The 20,580-nt window shown below is 48.4% G+C and carries 13 protein-coding genes; 9 read left to right on the top strand and 4 right to left on the bottom strand.

Features of this window, described 5'->3' with window-relative positions; translation table 11 throughout:
• Positions 1–69 precede the first annotated feature (69 nt).
• Genes HK26_RS10460 through HK26_RS10450 form a run of 3 tightly spaced genes read right to left on the bottom strand, consistent with a single transcriptional unit; the run spans position 70 to position 5,995 of the window.
• On the bottom strand, positions 70–1,611 hold the full coding sequence (locus HK26_RS10460; protein ID WP_086639728.1) for an efflux transporter outer membrane subunit: 1,542 nt from the start codon (positions 1,609–1,611) through the stop codon (positions 70–72).
• A complete protein-coding gene (locus HK26_RS10455) occupies positions 1,608–2,804 on the bottom strand; it encodes an efflux RND transporter periplasmic adaptor subunit (protein ID WP_086639727.1) in 1,197 nt (398 codons plus the stop codon). The genes HK26_RS10460 and HK26_RS10455 overlap by 4 nt, the downstream gene beginning before the upstream one ends.
• Positions 2,804–5,995 carry an efflux RND transporter permease subunit gene (locus HK26_RS10450; RefSeq protein ID WP_086639726.1) on the bottom strand — a complete coding sequence of 1,064 codons (3,192 nt, stop codon included), beginning with the start codon at positions 5,993–5,995 and terminating at the stop codon, positions 2,804–2,806. The genes HK26_RS10455 and HK26_RS10450 overlap by 1 nt, the downstream gene beginning before the upstream one ends.
• 652 nt (positions 5,996–6,647) lie before the next feature.
• Between HK26_RS10450 and HK26_RS10445 the strand changes: the two genes are divergently transcribed.
• The 4 genes from HK26_RS10445 to HK26_RS13260 all read left to right on the top strand — a co-directional run bounded on the left by HK26_RS10445 (position 6,648) and on the right by HK26_RS13260 (position 10,706).
• A complete protein-coding gene (locus HK26_RS10445; protein ID WP_180539501.1) occupies positions 6,648–7,529 on the top strand; it encodes an OmpA family protein in 882 nt (293 codons plus the stop codon).
• A 12-nt stretch (positions 7,530–7,541) separates the two neighbouring features.
• Entirely contained in the window at positions 7,542–8,870 is a 1,329-nt protein-coding gene (locus tag HK26_RS13265; protein ID WP_143296341.1) for a hypothetical protein, read from the top strand.
• A 4-nt stretch (positions 8,871–8,874) separates the two neighbouring features.
• Positions 8,875–10,065 (top strand): hypothetical protein, encoded by a 1,191-nt coding sequence (locus tag HK26_RS10430; protein WP_143296340.1) that lies wholly within the window; start codon positions 8,875–8,877, stop codon positions 10,063–10,065.
• 71 nt (positions 10,066–10,136) lie between these two features.
• Positions 10,137–10,706 (top strand): RT0821/Lpp0805 family surface protein, encoded by a 570-nt coding sequence (locus HK26_RS13260; RefSeq protein ID WP_143296339.1) that lies wholly within the window; start codon positions 10,137–10,139, stop codon positions 10,704–10,706.
• A 188-nt stretch (positions 10,707–10,894) separates the two neighbouring features.
• On the opposite strand, the gene HK26_RS10420 is transcribed toward HK26_RS13260, so the two are convergent.
• Entirely contained in the window at positions 10,895–11,686 is a 792-nt protein-coding gene (locus HK26_RS10420; RefSeq protein ID WP_086639720.1) for an IclR family transcriptional regulator, read from the bottom strand.
• Positions 11,687–11,877: 191 nt separating this feature from the next.
• On the opposite strand from HK26_RS10420, the gene HK26_RS10415 reads away from it, so the two are divergent.
• From HK26_RS10415 to HK26_RS10395, 5 genes are all read left to right on the top strand, one after another.
• Positions 11,878–12,666 carry a VOC family protein gene (locus HK26_RS10415; RefSeq protein WP_086639719.1) on the top strand — a complete coding sequence of 263 codons (789 nt, stop codon included), beginning with the start codon at positions 11,878–11,880 and terminating at the stop codon, positions 12,664–12,666.
• Complete coding sequence (locus tag HK26_RS10410; protein WP_086639718.1) at positions 12,663–13,952, top strand: NAD(P)/FAD-dependent oxidoreductase; 1,290 nt, start codon at positions 12,663–12,665, stop codon at positions 13,950–13,952. The genes HK26_RS10415 and HK26_RS10410 overlap by 4 nt, the downstream gene beginning before the upstream one ends.
• A 196-nt stretch (positions 13,953–14,148) precedes the next feature.
• Complete coding sequence (locus HK26_RS10405; protein ID WP_257640972.1) at positions 14,149–16,509, top strand: TonB-dependent receptor; 2,361 nt, start codon at positions 14,149–14,151, stop codon at positions 16,507–16,509.
• Positions 16,510–16,535: 26 nt separating this feature from the next.
• Positions 16,536–18,581 (top strand): hydantoinase/oxoprolinase family protein, encoded by a 2,046-nt coding sequence (locus tag HK26_RS10400; protein WP_086639716.1) that lies wholly within the window; start codon positions 16,536–16,538, stop codon positions 18,579–18,581.
• Positions 18,581–20,569: a hydantoinase B/oxoprolinase family protein gene (locus tag HK26_RS10395; protein ID WP_086639715.1), complete on the top strand. Its 1,989-nt coding sequence runs from the start codon at positions 18,581–18,583 to the stop codon at positions 20,567–20,569. Before HK26_RS10400 ends, HK26_RS10395 begins: the two co-directional genes overlap by 1 nt.
• The last annotated feature ends 11 nt before the right edge of the window (positions 20,570–20,580 follow it).

The following is a 20,580-nucleotide window of genomic DNA, read 5'->3' as shown; positions in this document are numbered from 1 at the left end:
TCATACATTCATGTCCGCAATCCAAATCGCAGCAAGCGTCATCTTCTACCTCAAAGAATGAGTCCTGACTTAATGTTCACTGAGTTTTTGAAGGGTATCTTGAGGTGTTGTTATGCCGGAATACTGCATAATTCCAAATGTCATGGTCGCATCCGGGGTGGGCAGGTCATTTTGGCGCCATCCTCCACCTAAAGCACGAATGAGGCCAACCGTGCTTTGCAAGGTACGGGCCTGCACCTGTACGCGGTCAATGCGAGCATCCAGTGTATTCACCTGCGCGATCAGCGCATCCAAATAATTATCCGCTCCACCTTTATATAGGGTCATTGTCAAAGTCTGTGCTTTTTGTGCTGTTTCCACACCCCGCTCCAAGCGTTCAGTTTCCGCACGTAGACGATTGGTGAGAGAAAGCCCGTTCTCGACATCTCCAAAAGCGGAGAGAACTGTTTTGCGGTAAGTATCCAGCGTTTCACGGTAGACGGACCATGAATGCTGCAACTGGGCGCGGCGTAATCCACCTTCAAACAAAGGCATGGAAACCGATGCACCATAAGACCACATGCTATTGGCCAGATTAGCCAGATTGAATCCATTGGAATCAAAGCCACCATTGGCACTAAAAAACACATGCGGATAAAAAGCTGCCCGGGCAATACCAATAGCCCGGTTGGCCTGTGCCATACGCCGTTCTGCTGCGGCAATGTCGGGCCTGCGTTCCAGCAGGTCCGATGGCAGGCCTGTCGGTACAATAGGTTCCACATTTGTCAGAATATCGACTGGAGCAATATGAAAAGTGGAGGGCTGTTCATTAACCAACACAGCAATACCATGTTCGAGCACCTCACGCTGGGCCTGCACATCCAGCAGATGTGCCTGTGTCATATAAAGCTGGTTTTGGGCCCTCGCTACGTCAATGCCGGTTGCGTCTTGATTATCAAGCCGTGTTTGAGTGACGTGCAACGCCTGCTGATAATAGGCGATGGACTGCGTATAAATGGCATGCTGTGCATCCAGCCCGCGCAGGGCAAAGTAGTCCGTTGCCAGTTCCGCTTGCAAACTCAGCCGTGCAGCCGCATAATCTGCGGCCTGTTCCTGCGCGTAATATTTCTGTACCCTGACCCTGTTACGAATACCTGACCAGATGTCCGGCTCCCAGCTTGCAAGACCAGAATAAAACTCGTCTGTTGCTGTTATAGGGCCTTTGAAGCGGAACAACCGGTCGGTAGAGCTTTTGTTGTCACTGGCACCAAACGCCATGCCAAAATGCGGCAACAATTCGGAACGTGCTTCCATGACAATGGCGCGAGACTGCGAGAAGCGCTCTGCCGCAGCCTGAAGGTCCGCATTGTTGGCAAGTGCCTGCTGCTCCAGCCCGTTGAGCGTGGTATCATCAAACAGCGTCCACCAGTCGGGTTTAAGCGCAACAGCACTGGGAGTTGCATCTTTGAAAAGCCCCTGACCATGCCAGGATACAGGCACAACGTAGTGTGGCGGGTTATAGTCTGGTGCAAGATCACACGCACTGAGCGCTGTTAGGGAGAGCAACAGACCAGCCCGCGCCGTGAGACGACGCGTGGACAATGTGCGGAAATGCGAGAGAATCTGTTTCATTCGTCATCTTCCTCTTTTTCTGCTGCTGGTGTGCTGAGATACCCTTTTTCCGGTTCTACAGACCGGACTTTGCCGCCTTCCATCAGATCTGCTGGTGGGTTGTTGATGATCCTGTCATCCACGGATAGCCCGGCACTGACTTCCGTGTAAGCGTCCGACATCCGCCCTACGGTTATGTTGTGGAAATGCGTCGTATCCTGTGCATCGACTGTGGCGACCTGCATGCCGTGCTCTTGGAATACAAGTGCGCCAGTGGGGATGGTATAAACCCCTTTGTAGGCTGGAGCGCTCAGGGTGACGGAGGCAAAACTGCCCGGCCACAGTTTTTGCCCCGCATTGTCGATGGAGAATTCGGTAATCACCGTGCGCGTGTTGGGATCAAAACCTTTGGCAATGGTCAGGAACTTGGCTTCAAACACGGTATTGGGGAACTGGGGTACCGTAACCTTTGCCACCAGTCCCGGCCGCAGGAGGGAAGAAAATGTTTCCGGCACGGACACAAACAGACGCATGGCATGGGTATCCGCTACGGTAAACAGCTCACTGGCGGTGCCGTTTGCGTTCATGCTGCCACTGCCAGCCCCTACATAATCACCGACATTGATATTACGGGCGATGACCACACCATCAAATGGAGCCTCAATATTTTTGAAGTGGATCATGGCCTGATACTGGGCCACTTTGTGTTCGGCTGCTTCCAGCTCAGCTTTGGCAGACTGTTCGTTCGCATTCTGCACGGATACAGACTGACCGGACACCGCCTGCGATTGCCCCATGGCCCGCCAGCGAGTGGCGGTTATGGTTGCCAGACCATACTTGGCCTGTGCAACTTTGAGGTCCGCCTGCGCCTGAGCATATTCCGCATCAAGCTTAGGGGTATTGATTTCGGCCAGAAGGTCACCTTTTTTAACGACTGCGCCGTAATCGCGGTACCACATTTTCACATAGCCAGAGACCTGTGCATAAATGGGTGCTTCGTACCATGCACTGACTGTGCCGGGTAAAGTCATGGTCAAGGTCGGCGGTGCAGGCTTGGGGTGTACCAAGGCCACATCGGGTATCCGGTCGTAGGTTGCGTCGTTTTGGATACGCACGGCATTTCGGGCGCGCTGGACAAGCAGATATCCAATATCTGTCACCATGACAGCCAGAAGAAGAATAACAAAAATTCTGCCTTTGCTAGGAACAGACATCAGACAGCCTCCTGCCGGTCGGTCACATCCGCGCTGGATGGCTTTTCCGGACGATGATGGAAAATTGCATAAACACAGGGAACAAAAAGCAGGGTGGAAAAGGTAGCGACTATAAGCCCGCCAATAACAGCCTTGCCCAACGGAGCGTTTTGCGAATTACTGATCGCCATTGGCACCATGCCAATAATCATGGCTGAAGCTGTCATGATGACCGGACGGATACGGCCTATTCCCGCTTCTATTGCTGCAACCACAGCACTGCGGTGTAGGGCAAAACGCTCCTTGGCAAAGGAGACGACCAGAATGGAATTGGCAGTGGCCGTTCCCATGCACATGATCGCGCCCGTTAGGGCAGGAACGGAAAGGCGCGTCTGGGTCAGGAACAGGCTCCACGCAATACCTGCGAGAGCTCCGGGCAGGGCCGAGATAATAATGAAAGGATCAATCCAGGACTGGAAGTTGATCACAATCAGCATATAAATCAGCGCGACTGACACTATAAGACCGGCTATCAGTTCTACATATGCGCCATGCATGGTGGTAGCCTGCCCTCGAATGTCCACGGCAACACCGCGTGGCAGGTCGCCCTTTGTCGCAGCAATGTCCCGCTTGACCTGTGCCAGAACAGACCCGAGGTCCGTAAACTCGGTGGAAACATAAATATCTATATCGGGCATGGAGTTGTAATGGGACACCTGACCCGGAGTGCCGACAGGGGTAATGGTGCTGATGCTCCCCAGAAGTTGCATGTCCTTGCCTTCGGGGTCGTTATCACCTTTATCAACCGGAATGGTCAGCAGGTTGTTGTAGTGTGTCAGTTGGTCCTGCGAGACATAGACATTCAGCGGGAATGTTATGCCGGTTTTGGGGTCCAACCAGTATTGTGGGTCCACCGTCTGACTGCCAGACAGGGTCATCAGTTCGTTGCTGGCTATGTCGCCTTCCGTCATGCCGGTAGCCTGACCGAATGTGCGATTACCCTGCACAAACAGTGTTGGCGTGCGCATGGTCTGCTGGATGACCGTATCCACCGCCCCGGGTATGTGCCTCAGGCGGTTAACAAGCAGGCGGGCATAGCGGTAGTTGTCTCGGATATCGGGACCGGAAATCTGGATATCAACCGGTGCAGGCGAGCCAAAGTTAAGAATTTTTTCGGTCAGGTCAGCAGGTTGGAACGTAAAGACCGTGCCGGGAAAGCTGGCCGAAAGCTTGCGTCGTAACAGGGCTCGGTAATCCCATACGGGGGAGACTTCATCCTTGAGCGTAATGCTCAGGTCGCAATCCTGCGTGCCGATGGAAGGCGTGGGAATAAAGGCTTGATTATGCGGGCCTTCAGGTAAGCCGCAGTTGTTGATAACCCCTTCCACCTTGCCGGGCAGAATCTGCTCAATACGGTCATCCACCAGACTGGCGATCCGCCCTGTGGTTTCTATCCGGGTGCCAAGGGGCACACGCATGTGCATCTGCAACGCGCCGGATTTGATCTCGGGGAAGAAGTCTTGGCCCACCACAGTAAACAGCACCGTGGATATGACAGACAGCCCCAGAAAGAGCGGAACAAACTTGCGCCTCTGGTTGACCACACGTTCCAAGACCCGTCCGTAACGGAGTTTGAAAGCGTGGAAGGCGTGTTCAAACCTGTTCTGGAACCGTCCGAAAACCCCTTTGGGTAGTGCTTCGTGTTCATCTCCATGCAGGCCGGGGTGGACTTGCCCCGCAAGCAGGTATTTGGCCATGGTCGGCACCAGTGTGCGTGACAGGATGAATGATGCCAGCATGGCGTACACAATGGCTTCGGCCATGGGCATAAACAGCCAGCCCGCTACCCCGCTCAGGCGGAAGAGCGGGGTCCACACAATGCAGATGCACAAAGTGGCAACGAGTGTGGGAATGACGATCTGATTGGCGGCGTCTATGATGGCATTTTCAAGGTCTTTTCCCATCTCAAGATGCGTATCGATATTCTCGATCATGACCGTTGCGTCATCCACCAGAATGCCGACAGCCAGCGCAAGCCCTCCCAATGTCATGACATTGATGGTCTGCCCCGACCACAACAGGCAGATAATAGCCGCCAGAATGCACAGGGGAATGGATGTGGCGATGATGATGGTGGAGCGCCACGACCCCAGAAACAACAGCACGACTAGGCCGGTCAGCACTGCGGCGGTCAGCATTTCGCGCACTACGTCGCGGATGGCGTCCTTAACAAAAACCGAGGCATCGCTCATGACCGAAATATGCACGTCCGGTGGCACAAGCTGCTGGATGCGCGGCAGTAACGCCTTGGTTCTGGCCACAACATCAAGGGTTGAGGCATCACCGCTTTTCATCACAATGACTTCAACCCCCTGTTTGCCTTTTACAAGCACAAGGTTGGTTTGCGGGTGTCCGCCACGGTACACATTGGCGACGTCATGCACATAAATAACGGAGTTCCCCACGCGTTTAACAGGAATATCACCCAGTTCCTGCATGGAGCGTGGCGTGGCATTGGTCTGAACCATCCAGTCCGTACGGTCGATTTTCTGGTCTCCAGCGGGCAGGACAATGTTCTGCTTGCGCAAAGCATTCTGCACATCCATGGCTGAGAGGTGGTGGGCCTGAAGCTGCGTCTGGTTCAGTGCGACCATAATAAAGCTGTCCATGCCACCGTAAGCCTGCGGCAGAACAGAGCCGGGTACGGTCACAAGAATGGGCCGTATGCGTGTCATCGCGATCTTGAACAGATCAGATGGAGTTTGCTTGTCTGATGTGACCTGCAAAGCCAGCACCGGCACGGAAGATGCATCGAGACGCATGACCATGGGGGCAGGAATATTGTCGGGCAACTGCTTGATGACAGTTTGGGAAATAGCCGTAACTTCGGCCTCTGCTTCGCCAATGTCCGTTCCGGGCTGGAAGTAGATATTGACGATACTGCGGCCATAATACGAGCTGCTTTCCATATGCTCGATACCCTCAACGGTCGAGGTCACGGCCAGTTCGTAATTATAGGTTATGCGTCCTGCAAACTCCTCCGGCAGCATGCCGCCATAGGTCCACACAACGGACACGACAGGCAGTTTGATGTTGGGAAATACGTCGGTCGGTGCGCGCATGACTGACAGCACACCAAACGCGAGAATGAGCAATGAAAGGACTACAAAAGTGTAGGGTCGTTTCAATGCGGTTATGACAATAGCATTCATGCCTTCCCAGTGCTCAATGGAATGTGGTTGGGATTGGCCAGAGGCTATAAATTTTTTATTTGAAAATCTTTTAGAAAAAATTTTATTGATATAAAAATAAAATTAATACGGCAGTATCCATCATATGTTGTTTGACACATTCTTATTGCGTGATGGATTTAACCACGAGCGGTTTAACAACTTTAAAGCACTACAACGTCAGTAAGGAGGAGACAGATTTTCTGCGAGGGTAGCCCCGGAAGACTGATCATCAAAATTTTCTTACATTTAGTGTTCGTATAAAATGACCGCTTGATTGAACACATGTTCGTAAAACTGAAAGACTGGCGATCTGTATCTATACGATACATTCAATTTGCGTATGTAAGTAATCTGAAGTATGCATTTCCCCTATATCTAAAGAAAGCATTAATATAATGCAGGCTAACTATATGACTGCTTATATTTTGCATAGCATAAAAATTGACTTTTGAGATTTCATCTAAAGGTAAGAAGTAGAAACTTTAGATTATTGCGAAAAACTACATCTTATGCCACAGTTATGCCGCAAATTAGACTGCGGCTACCGGAGGTAAATTTGAAGAGATTAATAATATTGAGTGGCGTTTCTTTGGTTTTGTCTGGTTGCGTGCAACCGTACTCAGCGGGCCCCATGGGTTCTGGTATCGGCATTTCAACGCAAGACCAAATGGCATCGACTGAAGAACAAGATAGAGTAGCAAGATTTAATCGTCTTGCTGACGCAAACGACGTCGCCAGACCGACTATTAAGGAAATCAGCCTGCCTCCGGGGTCGGTTGACTTTATGCAAGGCTCTGTTCCTGTTGTCAGGGTGGTCTTCCCCGAACGTGCTTTTTTCGCCTTTGATAGCGATGTTCCGCTCCCGCAGTCACAGGGTATTCTGGACGTCATTGCGGATAATATGAAGCATGACGTCCCCGATGCAGCATTAACAATTTTGGGGCATACAGACGCAGTCGGCACTGATGGGTACAATATTGACTTATCCCGCCGAAGAGCACGCGTTGTTATCCGGGCTCTTATTGAGCGAGGAGTAAATCCGGATCAGTTGACGGAAGTGGCGATTGGCAAGCGGCAGCCCATTGCCTCCAACGCAACGACCGATGGCAGGGCTCTCAATCGCCGCGTCGAATTTCTGATTTCTCCGGCCATGTCAGCAAATCTGGCTGCAGTACAGCAATACGTAGTACCCAAATCTTACCTTAGCCTTGCTAAAGCCGACGATGTTCGTCTTCGTCAGCCAGATGCGGATGTCAAGCCTGCGCAGGTTGCAATGGTTTATCGCGCAACGGCTAAAAATACGAAAAACACATCATTGGCGCCAATAGGTGGCTTAGCGCTTAGCCCGACTCAGGACAATGCTGCGTTGAGCACGCCATCCAATCTCAATGTCAAAACTATAGCGCCAGAAAATGTAAAACTCGCTGCGACAATGCCAATCGCACCGGTTCATCTCATTCCCCCAGCCGAAGTAAAGCCACGTGCACTCGGTTCAGGCGTAATTGAATTCTAAGGATTGTCGCAGATGTCTGCCGCTATTGAAACAAGTAACCCCGAAGCGCTAATACCGCTGAATGAAGCATATGCGCAGGTTATGGCATATAGCTTAACCTCTTTACGTAATGGCAACCTGAATCCGGAGCAGCTTGCAAAAAGCGCTTATGAAGAAACATCTTTCGGTCAGGTTACTGTAGACAGTTATGGTGTCACGAGCGGGATGAGGGTTGCAGTTATCTCACCCGCAGAGGAAGAGATCTCTCGCTGGCGTGACTTGCTGAACCGCTTTTATGTTGCACTTCAACCCTTTAAAGATGCCCTCGATGGTGTAAAGAACCTTCAGAATGAGGTGGTTGAAGTAAAAACGAAGAAGGAAGATCGCCTTGCGGCCATTGAAGAAGAGCTGCGGGGGGACCCTAAGTACCATAATATAGATGAAAATTATCAGAGATCGCGACAGCGATATAATGATTTCCGAGATAAGTATAAAAATCGCAGCGCAACGATGTTCTGCAAGACCTGGCCTTATCCTATTCTTCTTTTTCTGGTTCTTCTGACTGAGTGTTTTGTTAACTATCACTCGTTCAATATGTTCTGGGGTGTTCCGGCTGTCGCATTGGGAACAACCATTATCCTCGGTATTCTTCTTGCCTTGGCCGCTCATCTACATGGTGAACTGATCAAGCAATGGTCAAATCTTTTTGCTCCGTCTCGTTCATCAGCAGAGCGATGGGGGGCATGGCGCATGTTTGGTATTTCAACTGCAGCGCTTGCTATTGTTCTCGGGTTTACCGGATGGGCTCGTTGGGCAGCTGCAATTGAATCAATACACGGGCAGGATGTTGGCAGCGTGTTGGGGGACATTGGCATTGTACAGGTCAACCCGATGAGAGACGTCTTTATCAGCCTTATCGCAAACGTGGGCGCATGGATGGTAGGCGTTATCATATCTTATGCAGGGCATGATCCCGATCCAGAATACATGGTTATTACCAAACAGTTTCAGGGGCATCAAAAAGCTTGGGAGAAGATGCAGGCAGTCATGAAAAGCCGGCGTCAACAGGTTATTGCAGCTGCTGACAAAGAAATTGAAGATAAAGATAATGCCGTCAAAACCCGCCTTGGGTCAGTAAAAACACAGATGGATATGTCTACACAGGTTGAGATCCGTAATGAATCTATCATGCATGATTGGCGGCAGTCAGTGCAGGTTGCGGGAGAAGTCTATCGGGACAATATCGTAAAAGCATCCGTCGCGAATAAGGGGCAGGTTACACTGGTTGATAAGGAAACAGGGCGGAATATAACCCCATTTGACTATAAAAACATGAATTTGAACCTCAGGGCAGCAGTATAATCCAATGAAAATGAAACCTCTTTTTCGTGTTTCTCTCTGTGCGCTTGCATTTTCGGCTGCGTCTGTACCCGTTGCCAGGGCAGGGGGAATGTTCGGGGGTGGTACGGCGCTTGATACGTCCTACTGCAGATTTAATCCGCCTCGTCAGACCGTCGTCTATGTGGATGATACCGATGTGGTCAGGAATAATGTTGAATGGGTGAAAACTCTTCTCGCTAAATTGCAGCAGACGTTAATGCCAGGAGAGAGGACAACAGTTGTTCAGTTGTCGCCCGCGCACGGCCAAAGTAAGGAAATCTGGTCTGGTTGCTGGCCAAATGTCACGACAGATCAGGCAAAAAAGCTCGCATCGGAAAGCCATTTTTTCTCGGGCAATCCTATGGATTCCCTTAAAGAGCAGCAGGGATTTTTTTCGCGAGACTTCGGTAAAGCGATCACGACTATCTATAATACGAGCGCTCGTACGCCTGCAGACGTAGAGATAGATCCGGCAAAACCCCCTAAAAAATCCATCGTTCGGTCTTTGGCGTCCGATGGAGCTCGCTATTCGAGTGCGCGCGGTAGTATTCGTGCCATCTTGTATTCTGATATGGCAGAAAATAGTGAGCTTGGAGACGTTTTCGTCACACCAATCCCCAATACGCTTGATTTTGGCGAAAAACTGGGCGCGCTCTTGCACCGTAGTGTTTTTTACGTGTTCGGTGTCGGTAATACGATCAAAGATGATGGCAAAACGAGCGACGATATTCGCAAGTTCTGGAACGAAGCGTTTCAGTCAATGGCTGTCAATATTGGTGGTTTTGGTTCAGACCTTGGCATAACTAATGCGATCCCTGTCCACGGAGCAACGTTTGAGGTTACTCTTAAGGAAGGCGCTCAGGATCTCCATGGCCATATGTTTCTTTTAACGGACCGTGATGGACAACTGATAGATAGCTGGATAGGCATCACGCGCCTGAGAACGGTCGTCATTAATGGCAACCTGCATTGTGCGTCTGATACGTCCCAATGCTCTCTGACCGCCAATACAGGTAGTCCTCTTGTCACTGAAGGTAGAAACTCTGAAACACTGAGTATGAAACAGAGTGGCTCTGCATCACTCTTCAGTGGTGGCAGCTCAATGCAGGGCACCTTGGGAGTTCCCGGTTCAAGTGTTGATTTGCCAATTAGTGCAACAACGATGACTGACGAATAGATTTTTCCCTGTGCAAGTGTTGCCTACATTTGTCGAATAATAATTAATATCTAACTGGAAATGAAATATTTATGCGTAAAATAGTTCGTATGCCTACGCTGGCAGCAGGTCTGTCTGTAATTGCTCTTACCTCTCTCACAGGGTGCACTGAGCGGCCGTATTCCTCTCCTCAGGAGCAGGCGCAAAATGCTTGCCAAGCATTTGGCCCTAAAACTCTTTCAGGAGGTCTGATTGGTGGCCTTGGTGGTGCTGCTGGGGGGGCAGGTATCGGCGCTTTAGCAGGTGGCGGAAAAGGAGCCGCGATAGGGGCAGGCGTTGGCGCGTTCGCCGGGCTTCTGGGTGGTATGATCGTTGGCAACCAACTCGACAAACAGGATTGCTATCAGGCTCAGCTCGCTCTGCAGCAAATCCGTTATAAGTCCGTTGGGCAGGAAGTAAGTTGGACAAACCCAGAGACAGGAAGTTATGGGTCTTACACTCCGCTTACGAGTGAAACATCAATGCCGAACGGACAGCTTTGCCGAAAAGTGCGTCAGGATACGACCTTGAAAGACCATCAGGCTACCAGCCAGGTTGAACTCACATGTCGTGATGCCAATGGGGATTATACGAAAGTTCAGTCTTTGGTCCCTGCACAGTAATAATCAAAATTTATATTGATAAAAAGATGGCGAATTACAGCCATCTTTTTATCAATAAGGGTGCGTAAATTTGGGTTGCGATAGTATGGGAGTTATTTTTATACTATTGTCTATCTATTTAAAGTATATCACTGAACAGAGTATTAGCTGCTCCACATTTAAAAAATTACATAGATATGTCAGATGGTTTATTTTAGAGATGCCAGTTTTGTATATTTCATAATAACATTTGCAATTTTTGTTCTTTTTTTAAGGTCAGAAACCTCATGATTTAAAAGAGCTACGTTAATTGCAACGTTTCTCTGTGTTTCAGAATCTTTAAATGCGACCCCTAAGCCAGATATACCCATAATAAAATATCCAGGATTATAGCTATAGCCATTTAATGCGCAGTTTTTGACCATATTTTTTACGGTGTCTGGGTTTAAGTTATATTTTTTGTACACTTCTTTATTTTTGTGCAAAATTGTTTCAACAAAACTTTCTGATTCCATAGCAAGCAAAGCTATACCTGCAGCGCCAATGCCAAGGCTGCGCGTTTCTCCTATGTCGTAAGGAATTACCAATACGGACTTTTCCGTTGCGACACGGTCAATGCAGAGCATCTGACTCCCTTTGCTCAGAGAGAGATAGACGCTACATTTTAATTCCACAGCTATTTCTTGCATAATGTGGCGCATACGGTCACGGAACGAGTTTTTAAATATCTCTTCAAGCATGGCAATATAGCTGGTGCCGATCTTATAACGCCGTGTCACTGGGTTTTGGTCCAATGCACCTTCACGGCACAATGCCTGCAAAATACGGTGAATAGTCGCCGAGGGCAGGTCGATCATCGCCGTAATATCTCTTAAGCGAACGCCTTGCTCGGGTTGTTCCGCCACAAATCTCAAAATCTGAAATGCACGTGTAATGGCTTGAGTTCCCTCGCTTTTTCGGGGTGTTACAGGGCGTGCTTTAAGAGATTGCACATTAGTCATAGTTTAAAACTTTCCCACATAGTGATATTCTTTATGCCGCATTATAATAACATATTGAACGTGTATATCTTTCATATTATACAATTAGAAAGGAATGAAAATGGGTTGAAAAATTTTAAACGATTTTTCTTTGTTGTTTATGCGTGGCGACACTCGTTGAGCTTGCGGTTCTATAGGGGGGGGAGGTGTTGATGTCTGGTCAGTCCATAGCTGCACTTTTGCCTGTGGATCATGCAGTTATAGTTGTCCGTGACCTTATCGCGGCGTCTACGTTGATGTCTGAACTGGGGTTTTCTGTTACGGCTCCAGCTCGACACAGTGCGCAAATGGGCACGTGGAACTTTTGCGTTATGTTTGCGGGTTTCTATCTTGAGTTCCTCTCTATAGAAAATGAAACGCCCCTTAACGTGGGCTGGCAACGTAGCCTTGCGCAAGGAGGGGGCTTGCGCGGGCTTGCTTTGCAAATGCAGGGCGTGCCGCAAACTATGCAAGTCTTGGATGGGTTGGGGATAGCGCACACCCAAGCATTGAGTTTTACCCGTGAGGATGCAATTTCGGGTGGAAATCTTGCATTTTCTGTTGTGCGACTTAAGCAGGATAATCCGACCGATATACAGATTCTTTATTGCAAGCACCTAACACCTCACCTGATGTGGGGGAGGGGGCAATATGAGCATGCGAACTCTGTTGCTGCGGTGCGCGCCTTAGGTATGCACACAGAAGCACCGCATATTGTACAAAAAATACTGCAAAAACTGGCCGGGGGTGCTCCGCACAGCACCAAAAATCCGACAGTGTATGCCAGTAAAAGTAAGTCTTTTATTTCTTTGTCTTTTTCTACATTACACCATGCACATAAATTTATTGAAAAGTCCCGTAAGCTCGGAATGATTGCACGGAATGTGAAAGGTGGTGTCATGCTCGCAGGGGTATCTTCGTGCCCTTTACAGTTCCATATAGCTTTGAGTGCGCTGTTATGACTGTCTGGCCAGTCACGCCTCCTTCGCCGCTTTATGAAGTTCTATCGCGCGAAGTGTTTACGGCATTGCCTTTAATGGGAACAGATTCTGCTGATGTCGTCGTAATCGGGGGAGGCGTGGCTGGCTTGTCCGCTGCATGGCATCTCCATGAGGCTGGGCAGAATGTGGCGCTTTTGGAGGCAGGGACGGTTGGTTGTGGCGCATCCGGGCGCAATAACGGGCAGATTATTCCAACCCTGACACGCCATGACCCTATGGCGATCAAAGCGATATGGGGAGAGGAAACAGGAGAGCATTTTTTACTGATGCTCGAAAAATCTGCCGATCTGCTATATGATGTTGTTAACCGTTACAACATTGATTGTGATTTAGTTCAGCGCGGCTGGTTCCAGCCTGCGCATAGTCCTGGGCGTGTTCGTGCTGTTGCGTTGCGTGCTGAGCAGTGGCAGCGCCGTGGTGTGGATGCTGCAGTTTTATCCCGTCAGGATGTTTTGCAACATTTGGGGGGAGGGGATTATGCTGGGGGCTGGTGGCATTCGCGAGGTGGACATTTTAACCCTTTAGCATTTGTCCGGGGCTTTGCCAGAAATCTGGTAGAAACAGGCGTGCGTATTTATGAACACTCTCCGGCACTTACCTTTCAGCGTTACGGAAAAAACTGGATTGTTCATTCAAAGAATGGAAAAATTGTTTGCAAGAAAATTGTTTGCACAACAGGTGCCTACACATCTTCGTTGTGGAAGGGATTATCTAAAACAATTGTTCCTGTAACAAGTTATCAGTTTTCGACGTCTTCTTTGGGATCATCGGGGGCGGATATTCTTCCGTATAATGAGGCATGCTCAGACACGCGCAATGATCTACGGTATTTTCGCAAAGACCGCGAAGGGCGTCTGATAACTGGGGGCGCGCTTGCCATACAGGCATTGGCTCATAAGCGGCTTGGGCGGAAAGTGAGAGGTTTGATAGCAAAAACTTTCCCCCGTTTAACTACTTTTGACCTGTCGTATTTTTGGGAAGGGCGCATTGCCATGACCCCAGACCGTCTGCCGCATCTGCATAGCAGTGGAGATGGGTTGGTTGCATGGATTGGCTGCAATGGCAGAGGACTGGCTCTTTCCATGGGCATGGGGGCTGTTGTGCGTGATGTTGTGCTGGAAAAGAAAAGCACGGAACTAGCTCTTCCGCTGACCCCTCTCTCTCCCATTCATTTGCACGGAGTAATCCGCCGTTCAGCCCGAATGTTAATGCCGTATTATCGATGTAGGGACAAAATGGAGGTATAAATTATCTAATACCTCCTCAATATTATCTCATAATTCTGGATATCAGAATAAACGAAAATACCGGGAATTGATCAGTAAGATCAAGCCCTAATGGTGAGTTTTTACTATGTTCTATGTCAGAGATCTTTTTTCTAGCAGCGCATTTACAAGAGTTTTCACGCCCATACATATCGTTATGGCTATGAGCTCTTTGTGCTTGTCTCGTCCTGTCGTGGTGGAAGCTGCAAGCCCTAAGCAGCATACTCTGAAAACCAAAGAACAGTCGAAGTTATTGTCAGGTAATAAGAATGTTCACCGTTCTGTGCTTTCAGTTAAACCGGTTCAGAATAATACATCTCCAGAACAGATTAGTGTTTCTACGGCAAGGCATGCATTCAAGTTTGCTGCGCAGCAGAATGAGGCCAATAGTGATACGCATCTGAGTTCCGAGATTTTGAAGCAACAGGTTGTTACCAGTTTTACGGGTCTCCAGAATTTGGCTCCAAATGTCAGTATTCAGCAGCAAAGTGGCGGAGCAAGTACAAATTTTTATATTCGTGGCGTCGGTATGACTGACCTTACGCAGAATAACACGCAATCAGTTATGACTTATGTTGATGATGTTCTGTTCCCATATTCTACTATGGCGTCAGGGTCCATGTTTGATGTTTCGGCTGTAGATATAAAGGCTGGGCCGGTTGGTTTTACACATGGGCAAGCAGATACCGGGGGGGAGGTTGTCATTCATACCAATGACCCGACCAGCACATGGCATGGTGGCATTTCCGAAGATATTGCGAGTTATAACCGTAGTATAACTGAAGGGTATATATCAGGTCCCATCTCTCGCACTCTGAGTTTTCGGCTGGCTGGGCAGACAATGCACGGGGGCGGATGGCAATATAACCCTTATGATAACCGTCACCTCGGCAATGCTAATGAAGGTGCATTGCGAGGCAAATTAAAATGGAATCCAGACGAAAACACAGAAATTAAAGTGAGTGGACACTGGATGCAGGATGATTCGGAGCTGATTAACGGCACATCGGCAACCAATTCGCTGGCAAGTCATCCTATTAACCTTGTGTCGTTGTCTCCATCTTCTCCTGCCGGTAGTTTTGTTTTGCCTTACAAACAGACTGCGTGGACAACAAACCCTGATTTTGCCGCACTTGTTGGCCGTAATGCGTCCATGAAGCCAAGTGAACATAATCTTATGTGGGGTATGGATGTTCATGCATCACATAACTTTGGTTACGTGACCGGCGAAAGTATTAGTGCATACGAGAGTGAGAGAGAGCACGAATATACAGATATGGATTCCAGTATATGGGGTACAAATGGCGCTTACCGTAATATCGTTGCCAATTCATTTACTCAGGAATTGCGTCTGAGGGTTACCGATCCAAACAAGCGTTTTCAATGGCTGGTGGGTGCGCATTATAACCGGATGCGTTCTGCGCAGGAAACATACTGGGATTTTTCACAGATGACACCAACACGAGGGTATCTGTCAGAAACACCATATAATGATAACCAGCAGACTTTTTCACAGTATGCGCATGTATCCTATCGTTTGCCACACAATGTCACAATTTTTGGTGGCATAAATCATGAAGCTGATGACAGGCAATTGCGCAATTTAAGCACGACAAATTTTGGTGGATCTTATGTGTGCGGTACATCACTGTGCCACCCAAATACAACGACCCTGTCTTTTGCAGATTCCAATGCGAATGCTAACCAGTTTTCAGGTGAGGTTGGTGTTCAGTGGCGCCCTATCCAGCAGGTCATGACTTATGTCAAGGTTAGTAAAGGTTTTAAACCGGGGGGCTTTACGGCAAATAATACTGTTGTGCAGGCACAGCTCAATCCCACCAAGCCTGAAACGCTAATGGCGTATGAGGTTGGCGTTAAAGCGGACCCAATACCTAACAAATTTCGGATCAATGCATCGGCATTTTATTATGATTATCACAACCAGCAAATACTAAACACATTTGTTGTGCCCGGTTATGGCGCTCTGGGGCGTTATACCAATGCACCGCACTCGCAAATCTGGGGTATAGAAGTATCCACTCAGATTCATCCGATTGCACATGTCTATTTAACAGGCAATATTGGTTATGAACGTGGGGTGTATAAAAATTATCAGGGTATCAACAGTTCTGCTGTTTATGCACACTTTCAGCAGACAGGTGTCTGGGCTCCTGTTTATAATAACTATAATAATACAGACTCAGGAATTCCCAAATTAACAATGAATGGTACAGCAGATTATCGTTTTAATCCCATTCATTCGTATGAAATGACTTTGGGTACCGATTGGTCCTACCGTGGGGCACAGGCCCTTGTGCCGGGGGGGATGCAGACTTATGGCTATCATCTGCCTGCTTATTTTCTTATGGGTCTGCATGCATCATTCCGTCCCAATAATGGCCGATGGAATGTTTCGGTTTATGCCAGCAATCTTTTGGGGCGCAAATACTACACAAGTGGTGGTGTTTCCACAGTTTCTGAATACTGGATTCCTGGGGCACCGCGTTTTGTTGGTGGACGCGTTGGGTGTGATTTTTAAAAGATATAAAAAAGGGAATAGACATAATGTCTTATCGTGTTGGTGTTGATATTGGTGGTTCATTTGCTGATTTTGCAGTGTTTGATGAGAACAGAAAGACAATTCATACACTAAAGGTTTTTTCCAGACCGGATAGTCCAGGATCAGAGGTTCTCGATGGTGTCAAACTGCTGCGTGAAAAATACGGTATTGATCCAGAAAAAATAACATATTTTACACATGGCACAACAGTCGGCATTAACACGGTTATACAGCGCAATGGTCTAAAACTGGCGTTATTTACAACAGAAAATTTTACAGATGTTCTGGAGCTCGCGCGCCTGAAATCTCCCGATATGTACAATCTTCTTTCTCGCAGGCCAGAACCTCTTGTTAGCCGGGATATGGTGTTTGGTATACGGGAGCGTGTGGATGCTTTAGGGACAGTTGTAACACCGCTCGAACATGCATCCGTTATTCAGGCACTCAATGCCGCTCTTCAACAGGGCGCCGAAGCTATTGTTATTTCCTTCCTGCATGCGTACCGTAATGCCGCGCATGAACAGCAGGTCAGTGCTATTATTCGTGAGATTGCTCCTGAACTGCCAGTTATTTGTTCCAGCGCAACATGGCCTATTATACGTGAGTATGAACGTACAATTACTGCGGTTATCGCTGCGTACGTACAGCCACGTGTAAAGTATTATTTGAGCAGTTTGCAAAAAGCTCTTAAAAATACCGGGATTCGTCCAGAATTACATTTAACGAAGTCAAATGGCGGTATTATGACTGCCGAGTTGGGCAAGGAGCAGTGTGCACAGATGATTTTATCTGGGACGGCTTCAGGTGTGATCGGTGCTGGTTATGTTGCCAAGACTTCTGGCGTTGAGAAATGTCTTTCCTTAGACATAGGAGGGACCAGTGCGGATGTGGCCATTATTCTGAATGGGCAACCGCATTATGATGTTGGGGAATATATTGGTGAATTCCAGATTTTTGTTCCCTCTGTTTCTGTCAGCTCCATCGGAGAGGGAGGGGGCTCTATTGCTTGGGTAGACCGTTTTGGTGTGCTTAAGGTTGGCCCTACCAGTGCGGGCTCATCTCCGGGGCCTGCCTGTTATGGTCTTGGAGGGAAAAAGCCGACCATAACAGATGCATTTGCTGTTTGTGGTTTTCTGGGCAATGCAACCCTTGGGTATTCTGCGGTGACAATTGACAGAGAATTGGCCAGACAGGCCATAGAACCTTTGGCAAAACAACTAGACCGTTCTATTGAGCAGACAGCTGAAGCCATTATTCATATTGCGCTGTCCAGCATGTATTCTGGTATTAGCGCACTTGTCTCGCGTTTTGGGATTGATCTCGGAGCTTTTGCGTGCCTCGCTTTTGGTGGCGCAGGGCCCATGATGGGCTGCTTGTTAGCACGCGACCTGAAGATGAAAGAAACGCTCATTCCTCCCACTCCGGGGGTGTTAAGCGCATTAGGCGGTCTTATTGCGGATTTGAAGAACGATTTTGTCTCTATCCTGTACCGTGATTTGGATGAAAACTGCCTGCCCGAAATAAACGATCATTTCAACAGACTGGAAGTGCAGGCGCTTGACTGGTTACGTAACGAACAGGCGCATGATGGGGAATACGAGATTATTTTCTCTGCGGATATGCGTTATCGTGGACAATCTTTTGAACTTGAAACCCCGGTTGATATTCAAGCCCTTCGCCGAGGAGATATAACTGAACTCGCCAGAGCCTTTCATCATGAACATAAGAAGGTTTATGGTCATGCGGATACGGGAGCAGATTTACAGCTCATTGCGTTGCGGTTGATCATTGTTGGCCAAACTCCCAAATTTGAGCTGCCTGTTTTTGAGCTGACGCATGGCGCCCCTAGCGCAGAAACTCGTGTTTCTGCGTGGTTGGATGGGCGATATCAGAGTCTCGCCCTTTATCATCGCAGTGCTCTACGGCCGGGTCATGTTTTTTATGGTCCAGCTATTATTGCGCAGGATGACTGCACTACAATTGTGCCTGATAAAACACGTGTGACGATAGATAAATATGCAAATATCCGCGTTGTTCCGGAGTTGATTTAATGAGCATGGACCAGACAAACCTCCAGATACTCGCCAATTATTGCGCGGCGGCGGCGGAAAGTATGGGCTGGACGCTCATGCGTACGGCACACTCCACGTTCATCAAGGAAACTGAGGATTTTTCCTGCCAGATATTAGATGTGGAAGGTAGAACAGTCGCATCCCCCAAGACCATGGGTGCAACGTGGTATACGGGGCTGGATTACGGAGAAGTACTTCGTGGTCTCGATTATGAAGATGGCGATATCTATCTGACAAGCGACCCATACTCAGGCAGTCTTGCAACGCACACACCTGATGTTCATTTATGGAAGCCAATTTTTTACGACGGTCAGCTTATGTGCTTTGTGGGCTGTCATGTGCATAATACAGATGTTGGGGGTGCTGTTCCTGCATCTCTTTCGCGCAGTCTGACTGAAATACAGCAAGAAGGGTTGCGCTTGCCACCCATGCGTCTTGTACGAAATGGGCAGATGAATGAAGATCTGTTGAACATCATTCGTAGAAATGTACGCCTGCCTGAACAGAATCTCGGAGACCTGAATGCACAACTAGCATGTGTTATGACAGGTGAGCGTAAAATATATGAAATTATAGAGCGATTTGGACCAACCCATTTTCTATCAGGTTTGGAAGATCTCCAGAGTTATGCCGAAAAACAGGCAAGGGCAATTATTAGAACCCTGCCTGATGGTGATTACTCTTTTTCTGATTATACTGACGAAGATTCGGTTAATGGTTATCCAATGCGTATTCATGTAACTCTGCGCATCCGTGATGATCAGATCGAACTCGACTTTACTGGTAGTGACCCACAGCTTTCGTCTTCCCTGAATGTTCCAACGGGGGGGAAAGAAAAACATTCTCTGGCTCTGATTGCTGTTATTTATGCACTCTACACGCTTGATCCGAGTATAACGCTCAATCACGGCTTGACCCGTCCGTTAAGGGCCATTTTGCCGCGTGGTAGCGTGGTGCACGCTGTAGAACCTGCAGCCGTAGGCATGCGCAGTTTGACCTGTAATGTTATTCAGACTGCAATATTTGGCGCATTTGCACAAGTTCTGCCAGATAAGTTCCCTGCCTCTCCCAGCAATGGTGTTAGCCTGCTGAATGTGAAAACCCAGTCTGCATCAGGCCGGATGATTATGGCGTCTCTTGGGCCTGTTGGCGGCGGTGCAGGCGCTGGTCCGAACAATGATGGGTCGGAAGGTTGTGGGGCCAATATGTCTTTCCTCAAAAACACTCCAGTGGAGATCAATGAGGCAGAAGTACCAATCCGGATGTTACGGTATGGTCTGGTGCCAGATTCTGGTGGCGCAGGTTTTTATCGTGGCGGGTCAGCGGTAGAGATGTCTATTCAGGTTTTTACACCAGAGGCCATTGTTACGGCCCGCAACCGAGATCGATGCGTTTTTACAGCCTGGGGGCTTTTAGGTGGGCGTGCTGGTGGTGCTTCACGTTTTTCCAAAGTATCTACGGCGCACCAAACACAAGAGCTTGGGTCAACAGATGTTGTGAAATGTGACCCCGGTGATATCCTGACCATTATTGGTCCAGGAGGGGGAGGATATGGTAACCCGTTTGCTCGACCAGAAGATAAAGTGCGTACTGACGTGCTACGTGGTTTTATCACCCCCAAAGCGGCGCTGGATGATTATGGGGTCGTTCTGACTGACAAACTCGATATTGATCAGGCGGCAACAACTCAGGTGCGTGCTTCTAAAAACCAATCTGAGTTGTCTTTGTTCGGGCATGGGGAAGGACGAACAGTTTTTGAGCAAATATGGACACCTGAACGATATAATATTTTAACGCAAATACTTGCGAGAATAGATATTTCTTGGCGTCATTTTATAAAAAATAAATTGTTTGACGTGATCAAAACACATCCGATTTCAGCTGAGTCTGGCGTTGTTGATGTTATCAACGCTTACAATGACCTGCAGAAGAGTTTTCCTAATTTGCCGGTTTTTGCGTTGATCTGACATTTTCGTGC

The sequence above is a fragment of the Acetobacter okinawensis genome (assembly GCF_002153655.1).
Classification (GTDB): domain Bacteria; phylum Pseudomonadota; class Alphaproteobacteria; order Acetobacterales; family Acetobacteraceae; genus Acetobacter; species Acetobacter okinawensis_A.
The sequence above is the reverse complement of the archived record's forward strand: the minus strand, read 5'-3'. Positions and strand labels throughout refer to the sequence as shown.

Excerpts from the sequence above, each read along its gene's own strand:
- HK26_RS10460 (WP_086639728.1), bottom strand. The coding sequence starts at position 1,611 with ATGAAACAGATTCTCTCGCATTTCCGCACATTGTCCACGCGTCGTCTC.
- HK26_RS10455 (WP_086639727.1), bottom strand. The coding sequence starts at position 2,804 with ATGTCTGTTCCTAGCAAAGGCAGAATTTTTGTTATTCTTCTTCTGGCT.
- HK26_RS10450 (WP_086639726.1), bottom strand. The coding sequence starts at position 5,995 with ATGAATGCTATTGTCATAACCGCATTGAAACGACCCTACACTTTTGTA.
- HK26_RS10445 (WP_180539501.1), top strand. The coding sequence starts at position 6,648 with ATGGGTTCTGGTATCGGCATTTCAACGCAAGACCAAATGGCATCGACT.
- HK26_RS13265 (WP_143296341.1), top strand. The coding sequence starts at position 7,542 with ATGTCTGCCGCTATTGAAACAAGTAACCCCGAAGCGCTAATACCGCTG.
- HK26_RS10430 (WP_143296340.1), top strand. The coding sequence starts at position 8,875 with ATGAAAATGAAACCTCTTTTTCGTGTTTCTCTCTGTGCGCTTGCATTT.
- HK26_RS13260 (WP_143296339.1), top strand. The coding sequence starts at position 10,137 with ATGCGTAAAATAGTTCGTATGCCTACGCTGGCAGCAGGTCTGTCTGTA.
- HK26_RS10420 (WP_086639720.1), bottom strand. The coding sequence starts at position 11,686 with ATGACTAATGTGCAATCTCTTAAAGCACGCCCTGTAACACCCCGAAAA.
- HK26_RS10415 (WP_086639719.1), top strand. The coding sequence starts at position 11,878 with ATGTCTGGTCAGTCCATAGCTGCACTTTTGCCTGTGGATCATGCAGTT.
- HK26_RS10410 (WP_086639718.1), top strand. The coding sequence starts at position 12,663 with ATGACTGTCTGGCCAGTCACGCCTCCTTCGCCGCTTTATGAAGTTCTA.
- HK26_RS10400 (WP_086639716.1), top strand. The coding sequence starts at position 16,536 with ATGTCTTATCGTGTTGGTGTTGATATTGGTGGTTCATTTGCTGATTTT.
- HK26_RS10395 (WP_086639715.1), top strand. The coding sequence starts at position 18,581 with ATGAGCATGGACCAGACAAACCTCCAGATACTCGCCAATTATTGCGCG.